This is a genomic window from Peribacillus faecalis (genome assembly GCF_014712675.1).
GTDB lineage: Bacteria > Bacillota > Bacilli > Bacillales > DSM-1321 > Bacillus_AD > Bacillus_AD faecalis.
In genome coordinates this window covers 1-19,096 of the sequence record NZ_JACXSI010000070.1, presented here as the reverse complement: position 1 = coordinate 19,096, position 19,096 = coordinate 1, and the positions used below count along the sequence as shown (strand labels likewise).

The window sequence follows — 19,096 nt, the reverse complement described above, 5'->3', positions numbered from 1 at the left end:
CATAGTATAAGGGCAACTAGACCTTTGTCTGCGCCTTATCAGGCTTGTCAAAGGCAAGTTTTCTTTATAAATTCTCTTCCAATACTTTTACGAATTGCTCTAAATGTTTGGCTTCTTCTTTAGAGAAGCGGTTTTTAATCGGGCTGTCTATATCAAGCACGGCGATTAATGAGCGATTTTTAAAGACCGGAATGACAATTTCAGATTTTGAGGCAGCGTCACATGCGATATGCCCCGGGAATTGATCGACGTCATCGACTACAAGGGTTTTGGCTGCTTGTGCCGCTGTTCCGCAAACGCCTTTTCCTATCGGGATGCGAATGCAGGCAGGCAGTCCTTGGAATGGGCCTAACACAAGACCGCCATCCTCGAATAAATAAAATCCTACCCAATTGATTTGTTTCAAAAATACATTTAACAAAGCTGAAGCATTACTCAAATTGGCGATTAAATGATTTTCTCCTGCTAGTAGAGCTGATAGTTGTTTGTTCAATAAAGAATAGTTTTCTTCCATTGATCCGTTATATGAAATGGATTGAAACATAATAGTGCCTCCTATTTTATATTTAATATTTCGACATATTTATTGTCACTTTAACATTTCTGTCTGAAGCTGTCGAAACAATTTTAAAGGAACTTATGCATCTTTTCGAGAATAATTTCGTAACGGAATGTTCTTACAATTTTTGGGTGATTTGCATTTATTGTGAATGAAGAGATTGGAGGGAATGGCCATGATGAATCAATGGAAGATTAAGAAAGATACAAAGCAAGCGATTATTGAGGCGGCTTTGCAATTATTTCATACAAAAGGATTTGATGGCACCTCAATCCGTGATATTGCTCAAAAAGCAAAAACAAATTCGGCTAATATATCATATTACTTTAAAAATAAGCATGGTCTGTTAGAATACTGTTTCGTTGATTATCTAGAGGAATATATAAACATTATTGAACATGAAGTAGCCTTGCTAGAGAAGACTTCGGCTGATCAATGTCTGTTTTCTGTCGTTTCAAAGCTGCTCAACTATCAAAAAAAGAACTATTTGGCAGCGCGATTCGTTATGCGTGAGATGTCATTAGATACAAATTTGAATCGTGAAATTATTACAACGTATATGGCCAGAGAGAACTATAACTTTCAATGTATCATCAATCATGGCATTAAGAGAAAGGTATTTAAGAAAGTATGTCCGTCAACGTTTATTTTGCAATTGAAGGGTTTGCTGTCTGCGCCAATAATGCATGTGCATTATGCGCAGGAATTGCTCCAATTTTATCCGCAAGAACAGTACTATATGAATAAATATAGACATCAGTGCGAACTTTTTATCAATCAGTACTTGTTGAAAAAAGAAAAAGTCGTTACATGAATCCGAGCAGTGAGAATCTCTCTGCTCGGTTTAACAAGTCACTTCCGCATTTCGGTTCCCGCATGTCTCCTTTTTCATCGAGGTGCATCTAGTAGCGTATTCTTGATGAAAAAGGACCGGTGACGGTTTTTCTAGCTGTCTAACCATACACCTGCCATGCTCGAGCCTAAGCCATCCACTCTGTGAAACCAAAAACGGGTTTAACGGCGCGGCTGTCTTAGTCTTGCCGCATGTCTCCTTTTTCATTGAAGTAAATTCAAGAGGCGAATTCAAATATGAAAAAGGACCGGTGACGGTTTTTCTTACAACTGTGACGGTTTAACTAAAACAGCTTTCGGATGAAGCTGCTTAAATCCTTGCCCCAAATCTTTTGCCTGGTGGGCATCACTTCCGTAAACAAGCGGTATTTTAAGAGCGATTGCTTGTTCAATAAGTTCTGCAGAAGGATAAGGTTGTCTGTAGTATTCTTTATTGACACCGGCACCGTTATAATCGAGTGCCAGATTTTGTTTTTTTATCAAATGCAACAGCTCAGTCTCTGTTTCATTGAAGTCATTGACAGCGGGATATTTGAGCTGGAATTTGCGTGCTAAAGAAAGATGGCCGATTCTTTTAGGCTTAAATTTGCCTAAATCAGAAAGAATGGCTTTTTTTAATGTGTCGTAGTAGCGGTCATATACCCGGTCAATAGAGCCAGCGACTTGGGCAATGGTGCCGAAATAATCTGAGCTGTAATCGATGCAATAATATTCGCTGTTCAGTTTTATGAAATGTACAGATAATATACTGTCATCCAACTGAGGACCGATTTCGTTAAGGAAATCGGTAATTTCCTGTTCGTATCCGGTGAGATAGTCAATTTCCAAACCGATGTTGATTTTGATGCTTTGTTTATATTTTTCTTTTAAAATCCACAACTTATCAATATATTCAGACAACTGACTCGTTGACATCGCACTGTCCTTTGTAGGAGCGGTATCGGTAAAACCTTTTGGTAACGGGGCATGCTCGGTAAATGATATCTCCTCTAATTTGTGCTTAATTGCCCAATTGATATAGGTGTCAAATGAGTCGGCGGTACCGTGCGGGCAAAATGGAGTATGGACGTGACCATCTGCAATCAAAATTCACTCCTCCTTCAAATAGCTTTTTGAATATATTTTTTTAGAAAAATGTAAATAACTGCGCAAAAAAGTTTGTATACATGGTATCATAAAATCAATAAAAAGCGTAGATTAACAGTTTTTTTGAAAAGAAAAAAAGGGTTTTTTGTATATTATTGGCGAAATTTATAAATAAACCATTCTTTATAATTTTTAAATGTTCATATATAGATTAAACGGATAGATACATATAGGTACAGGGGGCTTTAATTAATGGAAATTGTCATTGGCTTATTTGTAGTAATTCTAGCTGGAATTGTAATGGGCTACTTTTTCAAAAAGAAGAAATACACAGATATTGATCGGTTAGAAGAGTGGAAGTTACAGATTGTGAATCGTCCTGTTTTAGAAGAACTTTCAAAGGTGAAACAGCTCAATATGACAGGCGAGACAGAGGAAATGTTCGAAAAGTGGCGCGATGAATGGGATGAAGTCATTACAATCGATCTGCCAGGGGTAGAAGAGTTGTTATTCGATGCAGAAGAGTGCATAGATAAATACCGTTTTTCTCAATCGAAAGCTATTCAAAAAAGTATTTCCGATAAACTGAAGGAAATCGAGAATAAAATACAATGCATCATTGATGAGCTAAACGAGCTTGTCGGAAGTGAAGAGAAAAACCGAATTGAAATGGAAGATTTTAAGGAAAGCTACCGAATTGCGAAGAAACAGCTATTAGCTCACAGGCATGCTTACGGTAAAGCGGCAAATCATTTAGAACGTCAATTAGAAGAGGTTGTCGCTATCTTCTCATCATTTGAAGAGGCGACAGAGAACGGCAACTATTTACATGCCAGAGAATTGGTATTGAAAATAAGAGCGAGTATGAAAGACTTCGAGGAAAAGATGAAATGTATTCCGGATTTATTTGTAGAATGCCAATCATATTTGCCTGGGGAATTAACAGATTTACGAAATGGTTATCTGGAGATGGTAGAGAGCGGTTATGTATTGGATCACATTGATCTTGCCAGCCAGATGGTATCTATTGAAAAAACGCTTCAAGAATATGTTGAAAACATTGAAAAAGCTGAAATTGAAGAGGTGCAAAAAGGTCTTGATGACGTAAAAGACCAAATTAATCACTTGTATGAGTTATTTGAAAAAGAAGCTGCTTCCAAGCAATATATTTTTAAGCAACGGGATGTTGTAATGGATCGAGTATCGGAAGTGACTTTTAACAATAATAGACTAAAAGTTGATTTAATTTCTATTCAAGCAAGTTATCATCTATCCGAAGAAGACGTAAAACTGCAGAAGAAATTTGAAAAACAAATATCGACAATCAGTAAGCAATATGAACAAATCCGCATGAAAATTGATGAGAATACTTTAGGTGCTTCCATTCTTGCAGATGACATGAAGGAATTGGAGAAATCGCTTGAGGCGGTCAAAAGTGAACAGGACGCGTTTATTCAAAAAATTGGTGATTTGCGCAAGGATGAACTGGAAGCGAAAGAAGCTATTAAAGAATTGCGGATGAAGCTGAACCAAAGTATTAAATGGTTCAGTAAGCATAATGTGCCGGGAGTGCCAGAACATATAAAAGCACATTTGGAAAAGACTAATGAAGCGATTGAAGACGTTGAATTGAAATTGAATGAAACTCCGCTTGATATGGCGTCAGTAATTATATTTTTAGAAAAAGCAGTTTCGATGGTCGATCAATATATTGAAACTGTGAAAGAGTTAATAGAAACGATGCTTTTAGCAGAAAAGGTCATTCAATATACGAACCGCTATCGCAGCCGCAATGCCGGTATTCTGGAAGCGCTGCTGACTGCGGAAAATGACTTTAGAAATTTTGAATATGAATCAGCTCTGGAAACTGCGGCAACTGTTCTTGAGAAGGTTGAACCGGGAAGCATTCAAGCTATGCAAATTAAGCTAGAGTTTGAGGAGTAACAAAGACTAATGAACGGCTCGGCGGGTATAAACCTGCCGAGCTTTTTTAATAACTTAAATAACAACTCAAAAACCACCCGATTTGGGTGGTTTTTGAGTTCTAATCCGGGATTACATTGGATTCAGTGTTATGTTCCATGCCGAAGATGATGGCAATTCCGTATCCTATTAAACAGCCGATGATTCCGGGGATTAGCCAACCAATTCCTTGGGAAGATAAAGGCAAGGATGAAACGAAATTTCCGATTGCGCCTAAGTTAATGCCAGCTGATATTAGAGCATCACATAAGCTGATGATTCCTGTAGCGATCATGCCGCCCATGTAAACAGCTGAAAAGCCTTTGAAATACTTGTGCAAGAAAGATAATAATATCAGCATGATAGCTAATGGGTATATGAAACTTAAGATTGGCAGTGAAAACGAAATTAAAGTAGACAATCCGACATTTGCAATGACAGTACTGAAAATCGCTAAAACATAGACGATCATCTTATACGATAATGCAGGCACCTGTGCAGAGAAGAAATGCGCACATGATGTGATTAACCCGACAGAAGTCGTCAAACATGCCAGTGTAATTGCTATTGCTAAAATAATCGAGCCTAGATGGCCGAATAATACTTTAGTTGAAGCTGTAATAACGGCTGCTCCATTATCAAGGAAGCCGATTTCATTAACGCTCGTTGCTCCGATGTAAGTGAGCGCCAAGTAGACGAGCGCTAAACCTATAGCAGCAATGAGGCCTGCTTTTCCGACAACATTTGTAATTGTCTTTTTATTGGTAACGCCCAGGTCTTTCAGTGCAGCGATGATGACAATGCCAAAAGCAAGACCGCCGATAGTGTCCATTGTTAAATATCCTTCAATAAAGCCGTTAAAGAACGAATTGGTTACATAATCTTCAGCTGGGCTAGAGATAGAGCCGATTGGAGTAATAATGCTCTTAATAGCCAAAATAGAAAGTATAACGAGTAATACCGGTGTGATAATGGTTCCGATTCGGTGCACCATTTTTGACGGATTCAGTGAAAGCCAAACGGAAAGCGAGAAAAACACGACTGTCAATATAAATAAAGATAAAGTTGATTGACTTGCAGATTCACTCAGAAAAGGCAAGACCCCAACTTCATAAGTAACAGTTGCAGTTCTTGGTATTCCGAATAACGGTCCGATCGCTAAGTAAATGATAATAGTAAAAGCGATGCCAAAAGCCGGATGAACGCGACTTGCTAAATTTTGCAGATTCCCTGCTCGGCCAATAGCGATAACAGATAGCAACGGCAGACCGACACCTGTCACTAAAAAGCCTGCTACTGCAATCCATATATTCGTCCCTGCTTGTTGTCCGAGGAATGGAGGGAAAATAATGTTTCCTGCACCGAGGAATAATGCGAAGAGCATCAAACCGATGGAGAGAACCTGTTTGTTAGATAACTCATTATTCATGATGTAGAACCTCCTGATGTAAGAAATATCTGAATTTTATAACGATTAGAGTGTCCGAAAACTAAATAGTTTGTCAATTGATAATAATATAGTACATTACAATAAACGCTCACGGATTCACATGAACATATTATTACATATGGGTGAAGATTTTTGTGAAAAAAATGATATAAATGTGTTGGAAATATAAGTAAGTCTTCATTTTCAGATAAATATGTTATAATTAAGATTTGCATAAGCGGGAAATGGACGGTGTAAACGAATGATTTATTTTGATAATAGCAGTACAACAAAACCTTATAAAGAAGTTGTCGATTCGTTTGTCACAGTATCGACAAAATATTTTGGAAATCCATCTTCTTTGCACGGGTTAGGTGCAACTTCTGAAAATTTGCTTTCCCAGGCTCGTAAGCAAGCGGCTGGTCTTCTGCAAGTGAAAGAACAGGAAATTTATTTTACTTCGGGAGGTACCGAAGGGAATAATATCGCTATTAAAGGAGTGTCAATGGCCTTTCAATCACGGGGCAAGCACATTATCACTTCTGCAATTGAACATGCTTCTGTTTTGGAGCCGTGCAAGCAGCTTGAAAGTTTTGGATTTGATGTTACGTATGTGCCGGTTGATGCTGAAGGCCGGGTTTCGGCAAAGGATGTCATTCAGGCTGTTCGTCCTGATACGATTTTAGTTTCGATTATGCAGGTGAACAACGAAATAGGCACGATTCAACCGATTGAAGAGATTGGCGCATTTTTAAAGAAAAAAGATAAAATATTTTTCCATGTGGACTATGTCCAAGGTATTAATAAAGTAGATTTGCGAATAAAGGAAAGTGGTATTGATTTATGCTCGCTTTCTGCTCATAAATTTCATGGCTTGAAAGGGACAGGCTTATTGTATGTCCGTGAGGGTATCCGTTTATCGCCTCTCTTTTCCGGGGGGAACCAAGAACGACGCTTAAGAAGCGGTACGGAAAACGTTGCAGGTGCTGTTTCTTGTGCCAAGGCATTGAGAATGTCATTTGAAGCAATGCAACAAAATGATGGAAGGTTGGCACAAATACAAGCATTTCTTCGTTCAGAACTGAAGAAAATAGATGGTGTGGTTATTAACTCACCTGAAAATCACTGTGCGCCACATATTTTAAATTTCTCAGTACCGAAAGTGAAGTCGGAAGTTTTGGTGCATGCCCTCGAGGATCGGCAAATTTACGTGTCGACAACGAGTGCTTGTTCATCAAAACAAAAGTCTTTTAGTGATACAATCTTAATGATGACAGATGATAAGGAACGAGCGATCAGCAGCATTCGCATCAGCCTTTCTTATGAGAATACGATGGAAGAAGCGAAGCAGTTCACTGCCGGCCTAAAGGCAGTACTTGAAAAATTAAAAGAAGTCATGAGGTAACTAAAATGAAATATGATCAAATTATGGTTCGGTATGGCGAACTTTCTACAAAAGGAAAAAACCGCAAAGTGTTTGTCGGTAAATTAAGAAAGAGTGTAAAAAATGTATTAAGCGGCTTTGATGGTCTGGAAATTGAGGCATCTCGCGACCGAATGTATGTCCATTTAAATGGTATCGATTATAAAGCGGTTTGTGAAAAACTGAAAAAGGTATTCGGCATTCAATCTCTAAGTCCTGTTATGAAAGTCGATAAGGATGTTGACGTAATGAAGGAAGCAGCTCTGCAATACGTGAACAATCTGACAAGGGAAATCCATACGTTTAAAGTGACGACGAAACGAGCAGATAAAACATTTCATATGGACACGAATGAAATCAACCATGCAATCGGCGGCCACATCTTATTCCATAAAGACGGCGAACTGAGTGTAAACGTAAAAAATCCTGATTTAAACTTAATTGTTGAAATTCGAAAAGAAGCTGTATATCTGACAGGTGAAGTTATTCTTGGTGCCGGCGGATTACCGTTGAATTCAAGCGGTAAAGCGATGCTGATGCTTTCAGGAGGCATTGACAGCCCGGTTGCCGGTTTCTTGTCTATGAAACGCGGGATTGAAGTGGAGTGCATTCATTTCTATAGCCCTCCATTTACAAGTGAGCGATCTAAACAAAAAGTGCTTGATCTTGCACGCGTGCTTTCTGAAACAAGCGGTCACATGGTAGTCCATGTTGTTCCATTCACTGACATTCAGAAACAGATTCAACTGCAGATTCCTGAAAGCTACTCAATGACAACGACTAGAAGATTAATGCTTCGTATCGCAGAAGGTATTACAAAAGAAAAGAACGGATTGGCGATTATTACGGGTGAAAGTCTTGGTCAAGTTGCCAGCCAAACATTGTACAGCATGAATGCCATCAATGAAGTAACGAATTTCCCGATTATCAGACCGCTGATTACGATGGATAAAAATGAAATTATCGCAATCGCTCAGGAAATTGATACATTTGATATTTCAAGTCGGCCTTTTGAGGATTGCTGTACGGTCTTTACACCGGTAAATCCTAAAACAATGCCTCGCCGTGAAAAAGTGAATCATTATGAAAGTTTTGTTGAATTCGATGAACTAGTAGAACAGGCAATCAAAAATATCGAAACAGTCCATATCCGTCCAGGAGATTTCGCGGGCAAAAAGGATATCGAGCAAGAGTTGTTCTAGTAAAAGTACCCTCCCTAATTTGTGATTAATTACCATAGTGCTGTTTGTATACGGGCATGTGTTTTTACACAATCTATACTCACAAGGAGGTGAAAAACACATGTCAAACAACAGCAGCTCAAATCAATTGCTTGTACCAGGCGTACAAAGCGCTCTAGACTCAATGAAATATGAAATCGCTTCTGAATTTGGTGTACAACTTGGGCCGGATGCTACAGCTCGTGCTAACGGTTCAGTTGGAGGCGAAATTACAAAACGTTTAGTGCAAATGGCTGAACAACAATTAGGCGGATACCAAAAATAATTTCATAAATATGGCTACAGAGGCTGTCCGAATCTTTCGGCAGCCTCTTTTTGACATCTATATAATAGCCAATAATGTACTTCTTATATACGTGGACAATGCGAATCTTTGTATAATTTTGTTAAAGAAATATAGTATAATGATGAATAATATTCATGGGGGAATGGGGCTAGTGACATGACAGCAGTCAAAGAAAAAGAGGGCATCATTTATGGTGCAGTTTCTTACGTGCTTTGGGGAATTGTTCCGATTTATTGGAAACAGCTTGAACATATTAGCGCTATTGAAATACTGATTCATCGGGTGCTATGGTCATGCATGTTCATGATTTTGCTGTTAGCCGTTACGAGGAAATTGCCTGCGCTAATGAAATACATAAAGGAAATCGCTTCTGATTTCAAGAAGCTGCTGGCGCTTTTCGCGGCCTCAGCGTTAGTGAGCGCCAATTGGGGAATCTTTATATGGGCTGTCAATAATGGACGAATATTGGATACAAGCTTAGGTTATTACATGAATCCGCTAATAAGTGTTCTGCTTGGAGTAATTGTACTAAAAGAGAGATTAAGTAAAGCTCAAGTTGTATCGTTTGGTTTAGCGGCGGTGGGAGTCCTCATTTTGACATTATATTTTGGGGAGTTTCCGTGGATTTCATTCGGTCTGGCATTATCATTTGCTTTTTACGGTTTGGTAAAAGTTATGATCGGCGCTGAGGCGGCGATTGGCCTCACTTTGGAAACTTTAATGATGCTGCCGGTTGCGATTGGTTACTTATTTTTTTCTTTTGCAAAGGGAGATATGATAATACCTGCATCAACTGACCTTCTTCTCCTCATCGGCGGAGGCATTGCGACAGCTATGCCTCTCCTGCTATTTGCAATAGGAGCTAATCGCATCCCGTTTACGCTGCTCGGCTTTCTGCAGTATATAGCACCTACATTATCGATGCTCGTAGGCGTGCTGCTTTATGGCGAAGTATTCACCAAAGTTCATGCCTTAAGCTATGCTTTCATTTGGAGCGCATTGTTGTTATTTTCATTTTCACAATTGAAGATGAAAATAAACAGGCAAGCGGTAGACAGTAAAAAAGCAATTGTTTCATCGGAATAGATGAATCAATTGCTTTTGCTTTATATTACTCTGCTGAGTGTCTCTTGTTCATTTTTATACTGTTGCTGCTTTTGTTTTTTTATAAAATACGTAACAATCACAACAAGGCTAATGAGAATGAATGCATATGGTACGATACGCATTTCGGTCAATCCAAGCAATAAGAATGAACATGCCGTAATACCTGCGCAAATGAGTGCGTAAGGCAATTGAGTCGAGACGTGCTGAATTTGTGTGCAGCCTGCTGCAACGGAAGCGACTGTTGTTGTATCAGATACAGGTGAACAGTGATCACCGAATAAAGAACCTGATAAAACAGCGCTCATTAAGAAGAACATAATCGACGGATCGCTGGTAACTGCTATTTGTGCAGCAATAGGAAGCATAATAGCGAATGTTCCCCAGGAAGTACCTGTTGAGAAGGCCATCGCACCTGTCAGTAAAAATAAAATAAATGGCAGAAGTGAAACAGGTAATGTTGTTTGTTCAATGAAATGAGCTAAGTATTCTCCGGTTCCTAATTCTCCTATGAAGTAAGAAAGCATCCAAGCGTATATTAAAATTTCAACAGCTGGAACAGTTGTTTTCAGCCCTTTGACAAGAATAGACGGCAAACTGTTCAGTTGCTGATTCATTGCAGTTACTTGGCGAAAGAATAACAGAAAGCCTGCTAATGAAGCAAATAAGGCTCCGCTCATTAATGAAAGACTTACTTCACTATTTGAAAAAATTTGGCTAAGGTTAAATGATCCGCTGTTTTTGTAGCCGGTGATCACCATCATAGCAACGGCGATAATAATCAAAATCGAAACAGGGATAATTAAATCCGAAACTTTTCCTCTGTTTGAATCTGATTCTGCCTTCTGTTCATCATTATTGTTCAATTGCTGTCCCATTTTGCCGATATTTATGTCAAATGATGCGGAAGAAAAAACAAACAATAATGTTGAAATAGCGTAAAAGTTAGTAGTAGCGATTATCATGAAAGCGACTAATGGACTTTCAGGCATATTATGTACAGTAAAAATGCTTGTAAGAATCGCGATTATATATGCCCCCCAACTTGATAACGGACATAATACGCATGTAGGGTCGGATGTTGAATGAATAATATATGCAAGCTTTGTTCGCGGCACTTTCGTATGGTCGATTACCGGGGTCGTGATTTGGCTTGTGACAAACATATTAAAAACATCATCCGGAAACAAACTGATACCGCATGTTGCCGTCATCAGTTGCGCTCCGCGTTTCGTTTTGATTCTTCGTCCGATTAATGCTCCGAATGCGCGGTTTCCGCCGAGAGCGGTAATTAAACCGGTTAATATTCCAAGCAACAATAAGAAACTGAGTATATAAAAATTCCCGCTATTCCACTCTCCATCACTATAAAAAATATGCACGATTGCATCTATCACAGTTGAGATGCTTTGGCTGATTTGCCCATTATTTAAGACAAGCGCAGCCACGATGATGCCGATTCCTAAGGAAAGAACGATCCTTCTCGTAATAATTACTAATGCAATAATAATGATGGGAGGAATTATACTTAGAAATGAACTTTCCATTTAAAAACCTCCAACTTTAATAAATAAGGAATAATTATATCATCAATATTAGTTTGTGAAAATACACACAGAAGATGTCATATTGAATACGCACAAAAATAAAGGATCCTCCACATAGAGAATCCCTGTAAACAGCATTATTTATTTAGGGAGAAAAAGCCCTCCTTAAAGCAAAAATTCGCTTTATAAAAAGGTACGTTTAACTTTTTCCCAATAAGAGTTATCTTTTAATTTTACGGTTTTAATGACTTTCTTGCTAAGTTTGATTTCTATCTTTTCGATGTGGTGACTATTGAACGCTTCGTTATCCAAGCCGATAATCGGATAGGAGTTTCTTGGGTCATTAATGCGCAATGTCAATTTTCTCCGTGTGCTTAATACAAATGAGGAACCAAGCGTACGGTATGAATTGTTATTGAGAGAGGCCAGCTCGCTTACTTGATAGCAAGGCAACGATGGATCGACAACTGCCCCGTTGATAGATTTGTTGTAGCCGGTACTGCCGGTCGGCGTTGAAATAATTAGTCCATCTCCGCTGAAAGTCTCAAAGTGCAAGTGATCGATAAAGACATCGATAGCGAATGTTTTAATGATGGAAGAGCGGATGCTCAACTCATTCAAACAATAAAAGGGCGGCTGATTATCGATCGATACTTCAATAACCGGATATTTTCTCACTTCCAGTCGCGCCTCTGTAATTGCCGATATCATTTTATTTTGATCATCGATAGAAAAGTCGCAATACATATTTAAATTGCCGGACGAGGAAATCCCAGCATATAGACAGTCACTCCGGAAGTTGGATCTTCTGACTGCTTGAAGGAAATCCCCATCTTCACCGATGCTGACAATTATATTTGCATCTTTACTGTCATCTACTATCTTGAAATTGTGGTTTCTTCCTAATGTCAGAAGCGATTCCGGGATATCCCATTTGTTGTGCTTCCTGTTGTAAAAATAAATATTTTGCTTGCTAGCCATAAAGTTATAGTCACGTCCGTTCTTAAAATGTTAGTTTAATTGTAAAATAATTATTAATATTTTAACATTAATGCGAAACAAAATTAAATATGAAGCGTATATTTAGTTAGGATTTAAAGGAGGGGTACATAATGAATGGGAAGCGTTGGGCTGCATTAATCATTGCAGCGGCTTTATTGTTTTTTTCTCTTATAGTCAATATTACTACGTCAGCATTATTTAGTGAGGAAGAGACAGATTTGTTCAACGAATTGTTTGCAACAGCAGATGAATCGTTTATAGAAGAAGTGGTGGAGGAAGGCAGCGGTTCCGATAAAATTGCTGTTTTAAGCGTCGATGGCACAATTTTGGCGGACAGTTCAAGCTCGCTTATCAGCAGCGGCGGCTATGATCATGAGAGCTTTTTGGCTCAGCTGGATTATGCTGCAGAAGATGATTCGGTAGCGGGTATCGTTATGTATGTGAATTCTCCTGGCGGCGGAGTAGTAGAGAGTAGACAAATTTATGATAAGATCCAACAAATCAAGAAGGATACTGAAAAGCCGATTTATGTATCGATGGGCGGAATGGCGGCTTCGGGAGGATATTATATTTCGGCGCCTGCAGATAAAATTTTTGCTCTCGAAGAAACGTGGACCGGTTCGCTTGGTGTTATCATGTCGAGCGTGAACTTCACCCAGCTGCTTGAAAATATCGGTGTGGAAAGTGTCACAATCAAAAGTGGGGAATATAAGGATATTATGTCTTCTACAAGAGATATGACAGAAGAAGAACAACAAATCATGCAGACGTTGAATGACAACGCCTTTAATCGTTTCGTGCAAGTTATTGCTGAAGGACGCGGAATGACGGAAGCGGAAGTTCGTGAAATTGCTGACGGACGAATTTATGACGGCATACAAGCGAAGCAAATTGGTTTAGTTGATGACTTTGGCTATTTGGAAGATGTGACAGCTGCTATGAAATCGGATCTTGGAATAGAAAATGCTCAAGTAGTACGCTATACATCAGCACCTAATTTCAAATTTAGCCAATTTTTCTCGGCCACGATGCAAAATTTATCGGGTGAATCGTCAGAGCTTTCGGGTTTGATGCAAAAGTTAACGCAATCCAATTCTCCTAGACTCATGTATTTGTATGCGGAATAGGAGGGAGATAAAATGACTGGTACAAATTCAAACCATTCGGATCAAAATGCGAAATCAAATCAAGATGAATTAACAGTTCACAGTGCACTGCCGAATAACGACGAATATTATATCAACCAAAATAAGCCGGATGATGAAACGGTTGAGCATGTTAAAAGCGATGATGGAGCTTATGCCGGATTTTGGCTGAGATTTTGGGCTTATTTAATCGATCTTGTTTCCATTTGGAGCCTGGATCACTTATTAGTGAAACCAATTTTTAAGATGCTGAATATTTCACAGTATGATTTTGAGATTTTCTCTCCTATTACGATTGGTTCTGCTATCGTATTCTATTTATATTTTGTGCTGATGACCAAGTATTTCGGTCAGACGCTTGGCAAGATGGTGCTTGGAATAAGAGTTATAAGTTTGAAGGATCAATCTTTATCGTGGGGAACAGTAATTTTTCGCGAATTAATCGGCCGATTTATCGTTAGAACACTTATGTTTGGTTTTACTTATATCCTTGTCGGAGTATTGCCGAAGAAACAAGGTTTGCATGATATTTTTGCAGATACAAGTGTGATTCAGGAGAGAAGTCGAGCTAAAGTATAATAGAGTTAATTATAAAAAGAGTGAAGCCATTGCGGTTTCGCTCTTTTCTTCATGAAGAAAAAGGACCGGTGCCGGTTTTTCTAATGTTTATCACCTTTCATTTGTGTCGAAGATGGTTGAATAAAAGGGTGATTGATTTTGAAGATCTTCATTGTCAGTTTATTTGCTTTGATACTGTTTATCATAGTTCTTGTTATATCCAGACTGACGATAACAGCTCATTACAGGCATGCAAATAAAAAAGACTTTATTACGATACGGATCGTAGCAATGTTCGGCTTGTTGTCTAAAACGTTTGTAATCCCTGAGACATTACTGGAGAAAGATGCTGAAGGTACGTTGATAGAAGAGGAGTGCGAAGCTGAATGGGAAGAAAAGTCGCCATTTTTCAAAAAGCTCAAAGCAGGTGTGAATGTGGCTATAGATTGGATCCGTTTTTTCCGGCTATCAAAGCATACAGTCAGAAAGTTTTTGAAAAAAACAATCGTCCATGATTTATCATGGCAAAGCATAATTGGAGCGGGTGATGCTGCACTGACCGGAAAGCTTGCGGGTGTGGCATGGAGTGTGAAAGGAATTGTGCCGATGTTTGCTTATCAATTTATGACTGTTCGCTGTCAACCTGTTATACATTTGAATCCGGTCTTTAATAGTCATATTGTTCAGACGGAATTTCGCTGTATATTCTCGTTTCGGGTTGGAGATGCTATTTTAACAGCGATACAGCTTTTACGTTATTGGAAGAGATTTGGTCCGAGGACACCTTCTTCCGTATCATTCAAGGCGGATAAAACCGTATTTCAGGAGGAATAGCTATGTCAGAACATCCAATTCATGGTTTGATGAATGCAGCAATGGAAAATTTGAAACAAATGGTTGATGTTAACACGATTATTGGTGATCCCGTTGAAACACCTGATGGAAGTGTTATTTTAACCGTTTCAAAAGTAGGCTTCGGATTTGGTGCAGGAGGCAGTGAGTTTCCGGGTACCGCTCCCGGCAGTGCTCCTACGGCAAACAGTACGGGTCAGCAGCAAAGAATGCCATTTGGCGGAGGAAGCGGCGGAGGTGTATCGATTACGCCGATTGCTTTTTTGATTGTGAATTCAAGCGGGGTGAAATTATTGCATCTCGATGAAAATACTCATTTGCTGGACAAAATTTTAGATTTGGCCCCGGCAGCAATGGAAAAAATACAATCTATGATCGGTAAAAAAGATAAGGATAAGGGTATAGATATACAGGCTAACGATAACGCAGCGGATTTTAATACTCAGTAACCATCCAGTTTTTTCTATTTCTATAGGGGTAAGCTGATTAATTGATTTAAATCGGGAGAGCGAATACAATAATAATATACATATTTTGTAAAGGGGAGAGAATTAAATGGCAAATATCACATTCAAAAATAATCCGGTAACATTGATTGGAAATGAAGTAAAAGTAGGGGATAAAGCACCTGATTTTTCAGTTTTGCGTAACGACTTATCAGTTGCTACTTTGGCAGATTATGCAGGTAAAGTGAAAATTATCAGTGTAGTTCCGTCAATTGATACAGGTGTATGTGACGCACAAACAAGAAGATTCAACGAAGAAGCCAGTCAATTAGGCGATGTTAAAATATTGACTGTAAGCGTAGATTTGCCATTTGCTCAAAAACGTTGGTGTGCAGCAGCAGGCATTGATAATGTTGAAGTGCTGTCTGATCATAGAGACTTATCTTTTGGCGAAGCATACGGCGTAGCGATTGCTGAATTACGTTTATTAGCTCGTGCTGTATTCGTCATTAACAGCGAAGACCAAGTTGTATATGTTGAGTATGTAAGTGAAGCAACAAACCATCCGAATTACGAAGCAGCAATTGCAGCCGCAAAAGCAGCGAAGTAATGGAGTGAAATATTTGATAGGCTGATCCATTCTGTTTGTTTTTGCGAACAGCTATGGATCAGCTTTTTTTCTGAAGTGCGTAATAATTGTTATTGATAATGCAAACCGGGTAATGGTATTATATCTTACACTTTGCGAACAATACATTTTATCGCTACAATGGAAGGCATAGAACGGAGGTCTTTAGTTTGAAATTTGAAAGCATTGAACAGGCATTTGAATTGTTTGAGCAGACAGCGAATGTCATTGAACAGGAATGTAATTGTACATATTTAGAAGCGCTAGCAGAGACAGCGGATAATATTTTTCATCATTCAATTCTTCAAGAGGAATTAAGTGAGATGTCAAAGAAACGGTTGTTGAAACAATATGATCAAGCGGATTTCTCACAGTTGGATGAAGAGACTACAAGAAAAGCATTTCAGTTGGCTATTTTAAAAGGAATGAAAGACAACATCCAGCCTAACCACCAAATGACGCCTGATACGATAGGGATATTTGTAAGTTATTTAGTCCGCAAATTTATGGGAGATAATAAGCGATTCAGATTATTTGATCCGGCGATTGGTACAGGCAATCTTGTTTTTACGATTATGCAGCAATTAAAAGAGTGTGATATTCATGCAATCGGAATTGATGTCGATGATGTTTTAATTAAACTTGCATACAGCGGCGCTAATCTGTTGCAACAGCCTCTGGAACTGTATACAGGAGACAGCATGAAGCCGTTATTCATTGACCCTGTAGATGTCGTTGTCAGCGATTTGCCGGTCGGCTACTATCCTGATGATGAAAGAGCGAGCGAATTTGAAGTGTCCGCTTCTGATTCAGAAGAGCATACATATGCGCACCACCTGTTGATTGAACAAAGCATAAAACATTTGGCTGAAGGGGGATATGGAATTTACATCGTTCCGAACAGCCTATTTGAATCAGCTCAATCTGTATTGTTAAATCAATATTTGAAGAAGGCTACTTATATTCAAGGTTTGGTCGCATTACCATTGAATCTGTTCAAAAATGAATCAGCTGCAAAGAGCGTTTTAATCGTCCAGAAGAAGAAAGAAGGGATTCAGCAGCCGAAACAAGCGTTACTGGCTCAATTACCTCACTTTTCCAATGCAAAAGCAATGAGTCAAATGTTGCAACAGATGGATGAATGGTTTAAAGCAGAAAAAAATAATTAAAAAGAAGCAGATTTCGGTTTGCGTTCAATTTTAACGCAATTCCAGTAGAAAGAGACTTTCTCAACAAGTTTTCACAAGCTTTTGAGAGAGTCTCTCTTTTTATTTCTTGTGAAATAATTAACGAAAACTGTTTTAGTTTTTAGGATAAAATAAGTAATACAGATTTTTAGTTTAATAAAAAAACTAGATTTTTCCTTTTAAATTTTCATAGAAAACCTTGAAAAAGCAGTAATTCAATGCTTAAATGAGAAGGAGATTATTATAAAACAGAAGTTTTAAAGATATATATAACAAAATAGAAGTTTTGCAAAAGGAGACGAAGAAACAGATGTGCAAGGTTATCGCAATTAATGCAGGCAGCTCTTCGCTAAAATTCCAATTATTTGAGATGCCATCAGAAACAGTTATCACTAAAGGCTTAGTTGAAAGAATCGGTCTTCCTGATTCTATTTTCACAATTTCAGTGAATGATGAAAAAGTAACAGAAGTAACAGATATCCCTAACCACGAAGTTGCAGTGAAAATGCTATTGGAAAAATTGATTAAACATGAAGTTATTTCTTCATTTGAAGAAATTAATGCTGTTGGTCACCGCGTTGTTCATGGCGGAGAAATCTTCACAGATTCAGTTGTCATCACTCCAGACGTGTTACAACAAATCGAAGGCCTTTCACATTTAGCACCACTGCATAATCCTGCAAACATTACAGGTATTAAAGCATTCCAAAAAGTATTAGATGTTCCCGCAGTAGCAGTGTTTGATACAGCATTCCACCAAACAATGCCTGAAAACTCATTCCTATATAGCCTTCCTTACGATTACTACAAAGAGTTCGGTATTCGTAAATACGGCTTCCACGGTACATCACATAAATATGTATCTGAAAGAGCAGCTGACATTCTTGGCCGTCCGCTTGAAGACCTACGCTTAATCTCTTGCCACCTTGGTAATGGAGCAAGTATCGCAGCAATCGAAGGCGGAAAATCAATCGATACTTCAATGGGCTTCACGCCTCTTGCAGGTGTTACAATGGGTACTCGCTCAGGTAACATTGACCCGGCTTTACTTCCATACATCATGGAAAAAACAAACTCTACAGCTGAAGAAGTAATCGATGTACTGAACAAAAAGAGCGGTCTGCTAGGTGTATCCGGATTCTCAAGCGATCTTCGTGATATCGAATCAGCTGTAGAAGAAGGAAACAGCCGTGCTGAGCTTGCATTAGATGTATTTGCCGGCAAAATTCACAAATATATCGGTTCTTATGCAGCGAAAATGTGCGGAGTGGACGCAATCATCTTCACTGCAGGAATCGGTGAAAATAGTGATGTAGTTCGTGCTCGTGTACTTGAAGGTCTTCAATTCATGGGTGTTTACTTCGATGCTGATTTAAACAAACAAAGAGGAGATGAGCGAGTAATCAGCGAATCTCATTCACCGGTTAAAGTTATTGTTATCCCTACAAATGAAGAAGTAATGATCGCACGCGACGTTACAAGATTAGCTGCAGTTTAATATTATAATAACCGTCACCGGTCCGCATGTGATGAACATCGGCTGAAAACGCCACGTCCACATGTCTTCGCCAATATGACCTACTTCCTGTAGGTCTTCGAGCATGGCATGTGTAAGGTTAGACAGCTATCAACGTTCAAAAATAGATTCTTTCTTATCTTTAAAAAAGGCTGCTTCAGATAAAATGTACCCTATAGAGTAGACACTTCAAAAAAGGTCTACCTATGGGGTACATTTTTTATATAATGAAGAAACATCAAAGAAATACTGGGGAAGAATATGAGTAAAAAA

The 19,096-nt window shown here is 38.7% G+C and carries 18 protein-coding genes; 13 read left to right on the top strand and 5 right to left on the bottom strand.

Going from position 1 to position 19,096, the window contains the following annotated elements; genetic code table 11:
• Nucleotides 1-64: 64 nt before the first annotated feature.
• Complete coding sequence (locus tag IEO70_RS19330; protein ID WP_191000019.1) at nucleotides 65-544, bottom strand: GAF domain-containing protein; 480 nt, start codon at nucleotides 542-544, stop codon at nucleotides 65-67.
• 190 nt (nucleotides 545-734) lie between these two features.
• Here IEO70_RS19330 and refZ point away from each other — a divergent pair, with 190 nt between their 5' ends.
• The gene (gene refZ, locus IEO70_RS19325; protein WP_191000018.1) at nucleotides 735-1,373 is read left to right on the top strand and encodes a forespore capture DNA-binding protein RefZ; all 639 of its coding nucleotides are present in this window, start codon (nucleotides 735-737) and stop codon (nucleotides 1,371-1,373) included.
• Between the two features lie 302 nt (nucleotides 1,374-1,675).
• On the opposite strand, the gene hisJ is transcribed toward refZ, so the two are convergent.
• A complete protein-coding gene (gene hisJ, locus IEO70_RS19320) occupies nucleotides 1,676-2,497 on the bottom strand; it encodes a histidinol-phosphatase HisJ (protein WP_191000017.1) in 822 nt (273 codons plus the stop codon).
• Between the two features lie 252 nt (nucleotides 2,498-2,749).
• Here hisJ and ezrA point away from each other — a divergent pair, with 252 nt between their 5' ends.
• A complete protein-coding gene (gene ezrA, locus IEO70_RS19315) occupies nucleotides 2,750-4,441 on the top strand; it encodes a septation ring formation regulator EzrA (protein ID WP_191000016.1) in 1,692 nt (563 codons plus the stop codon).
• A 100-nt stretch (nucleotides 4,442-4,541) separates the two neighbouring features.
• On the opposite strand, the gene brnQ is transcribed toward ezrA, so the two are convergent.
• Nucleotides 4,542-5,888, bottom strand: coding sequence for a branched-chain amino acid transport system II carrier protein (gene brnQ, locus IEO70_RS19310; protein ID WP_191000015.1), 1,347 nt, complete (start codon nucleotides 5,886-5,888; stop codon nucleotides 4,542-4,544).
• A gap of 262 nt (nucleotides 5,889-6,150) precedes the next feature.
• Here brnQ and IEO70_RS19305 point away from each other — a divergent pair, with 262 nt between their 5' ends.
• The 4 genes from IEO70_RS19305 to rarD all read left to right on the top strand — a co-directional run bounded on the left by IEO70_RS19305 (nucleotide 6,151) and on the right by rarD (nucleotide 9,924).
• A complete protein-coding gene (locus tag IEO70_RS19305) occupies nucleotides 6,151-7,293 on the top strand; it encodes a cysteine desulfurase family protein (protein WP_191000014.1) in 1,143 nt (380 codons plus the stop codon).
• Between the two features lie 5 nt (nucleotides 7,294-7,298).
• Nucleotides 7,299-8,513 (top strand): tRNA uracil 4-sulfurtransferase ThiI, encoded by a 1,215-nt coding sequence (gene thiI, locus IEO70_RS19300; RefSeq protein ID WP_191000013.1) that lies wholly within the window; start codon nucleotides 7,299-7,301, stop codon nucleotides 8,511-8,513.
• 100 nt (nucleotides 8,514-8,613) lie between these two features.
• Complete coding sequence (locus IEO70_RS19295) at nucleotides 8,614-8,817, top strand: alpha/beta-type small acid-soluble spore protein (protein WP_191000012.1); 204 nt, start codon at nucleotides 8,614-8,616, stop codon at nucleotides 8,815-8,817.
• 177 nt (nucleotides 8,818-8,994) lie between these two features.
• Nucleotides 8,995-9,924, top strand: coding sequence for an EamA family transporter RarD (rarD, locus tag IEO70_RS19290; protein WP_191000011.1), 930 nt, complete (start codon nucleotides 8,995-8,997; stop codon nucleotides 9,922-9,924).
• A gap of 20 nt (nucleotides 9,925-9,944) precedes the next feature.
• On the opposite strand, the gene IEO70_RS19285 is transcribed toward rarD, so the two are convergent.
• A complete protein-coding gene (locus IEO70_RS19285) occupies nucleotides 9,945-11,489 on the bottom strand; it encodes a Na+/H+ antiporter NhaC family protein (RefSeq protein ID WP_191000010.1) in 1,545 nt (514 codons plus the stop codon).
• Nucleotides 11,490-11,672: 183 nt separating this feature from the next.
• Nucleotides 11,673-12,470: an NAD kinase gene (locus IEO70_RS19280; RefSeq protein ID WP_191000009.1), complete on the bottom strand. Its 798-nt coding sequence runs from the start codon at nucleotides 12,468-12,470 to the stop codon at nucleotides 11,673-11,675.
• A gap of 131 nt (nucleotides 12,471-12,601) precedes the next feature.
• On the opposite strand from IEO70_RS19280, the gene sppA reads away from it, so the two are divergent.
• The 7 genes from sppA (at nucleotide 12,602) to IEO70_RS19245 (ending at nucleotide 18,805) form a co-directional block, all read left to right on the top strand.
• Nucleotides 12,602-13,618: a signal peptide peptidase SppA gene (gene sppA, locus IEO70_RS19275; protein WP_191000008.1), complete on the top strand. Its 1,017-nt coding sequence runs from the start codon at nucleotides 12,602-12,604 to the stop codon at nucleotides 13,616-13,618.
• Between the two features lie 12 nt (nucleotides 13,619-13,630).
• A complete protein-coding gene (locus IEO70_RS19270; protein WP_191000007.1) occupies nucleotides 13,631-14,215 on the top strand; it encodes an RDD family protein in 585 nt (194 codons plus the stop codon).
• A gap of 138 nt (nucleotides 14,216-14,353) precedes the next feature.
• A complete protein-coding gene (locus IEO70_RS19265; protein WP_191000006.1) occupies nucleotides 14,354-15,028 on the top strand; it encodes a DUF2953 domain-containing protein in 675 nt (224 codons plus the stop codon).
• A gap of 2 nt (nucleotides 15,029-15,030) precedes the next feature.
• Nucleotides 15,031-15,495, top strand: a complete 465-nt coding sequence (gene ytfJ, locus IEO70_RS19260; protein ID WP_191000005.1) for a GerW family sporulation protein — start codon at nucleotides 15,031-15,033, stop codon at nucleotides 15,493-15,495.
• Between the two features lie 106 nt (nucleotides 15,496-15,601).
• The gene (tpx, locus tag IEO70_RS19255; RefSeq protein WP_191000004.1) at nucleotides 15,602-16,102 is read left to right on the top strand and encodes a thiol peroxidase; all 501 of its coding nucleotides are present in this window, start codon (nucleotides 15,602-15,604) and stop codon (nucleotides 16,100-16,102) included.
• Nucleotides 16,103-16,290: 188 nt separating this feature from the next.
• Nucleotides 16,291-17,289, top strand: a complete 999-nt coding sequence (locus IEO70_RS19250; protein ID WP_191000003.1) for a class I SAM-dependent methyltransferase — start codon at nucleotides 16,291-16,293, stop codon at nucleotides 17,287-17,289.
• A gap of 328 nt (nucleotides 17,290-17,617) precedes the next feature.
• Nucleotides 17,618-18,805: an acetate kinase gene (locus IEO70_RS19245; RefSeq protein WP_191000002.1), complete on the top strand. Its 1,188-nt coding sequence runs from the start codon at nucleotides 17,618-17,620 to the stop codon at nucleotides 18,803-18,805.
• The last annotated feature ends 291 nt before the right edge of the window (nucleotides 18,806-19,096 follow it).

Excerpts from the sequence above, each read along its gene's own strand:
- ezrA (WP_191000016.1), top strand. The coding sequence starts at position 2,750 with ATGGAAATTGTCATTGGCTTATTTGTAGTAATTCTAGCTGGAATTGTA.
- brnQ (WP_191000015.1), bottom strand. The coding sequence starts at position 5,888 with ATGAATAATGAGTTATCTAACAAACAGGTTCTCTCCATCGGTTTGATG.
- thiI (WP_191000013.1), top strand. The coding sequence starts at position 7,299 with ATGAAATATGATCAAATTATGGTTCGGTATGGCGAACTTTCTACAAAA.
- IEO70_RS19305 (WP_191000014.1), top strand. The coding sequence starts at position 6,151 with ATGATTTATTTTGATAATAGCAGTACAACAAAACCTTATAAAGAAGTT.
- tpx (WP_191000004.1), top strand. The coding sequence starts at position 15,602 with ATGGCAAATATCACATTCAAAAATAATCCGGTAACATTGATTGGAAAT.
- rarD (WP_191000011.1), top strand. The coding sequence starts at position 8,995 with ATGACAGCAGTCAAAGAAAAAGAGGGCATCATTTATGGTGCAGTTTCT.
- sppA (WP_191000008.1), top strand. The coding sequence starts at position 12,602 with ATGAATGGGAAGCGTTGGGCTGCATTAATCATTGCAGCGGCTTTATTG.
- IEO70_RS19295 (WP_191000012.1), top strand. The coding sequence starts at position 8,614 with ATGTCAAACAACAGCAGCTCAAATCAATTGCTTGTACCAGGCGTACAA.
- IEO70_RS19280 (WP_191000009.1), bottom strand. The coding sequence starts at position 12,470 with ATGGCTAGCAAGCAAAATATTTATTTTTACAACAGGAAGCACAACAAA.
- refZ (WP_191000018.1), top strand. The coding sequence starts at position 735 with ATGATGAATCAATGGAAGATTAAGAAAGATACAAAGCAAGCGATTATT.
- ytfJ (WP_191000005.1), top strand. The coding sequence starts at position 15,031 with ATGTCAGAACATCCAATTCATGGTTTGATGAATGCAGCAATGGAAAAT.
- IEO70_RS19270 (WP_191000007.1), top strand. The coding sequence starts at position 13,631 with ATGACTGGTACAAATTCAAACCATTCGGATCAAAATGCGAAATCAAAT.
- IEO70_RS19330 (WP_191000019.1), bottom strand. The coding sequence starts at position 544 with ATGTTTCAATCCATTTCATATAACGGATCAATGGAAGAAAACTATTCT.
- IEO70_RS19285 (WP_191000010.1), bottom strand. The coding sequence starts at position 11,489 with ATGGAAAGTTCATTTCTAAGTATAATTCCTCCCATCATTATTATTGCA.
- IEO70_RS19245 (WP_191000002.1), top strand. The coding sequence starts at position 17,618 with ATGTGCAAGGTTATCGCAATTAATGCAGGCAGCTCTTCGCTAAAATTC.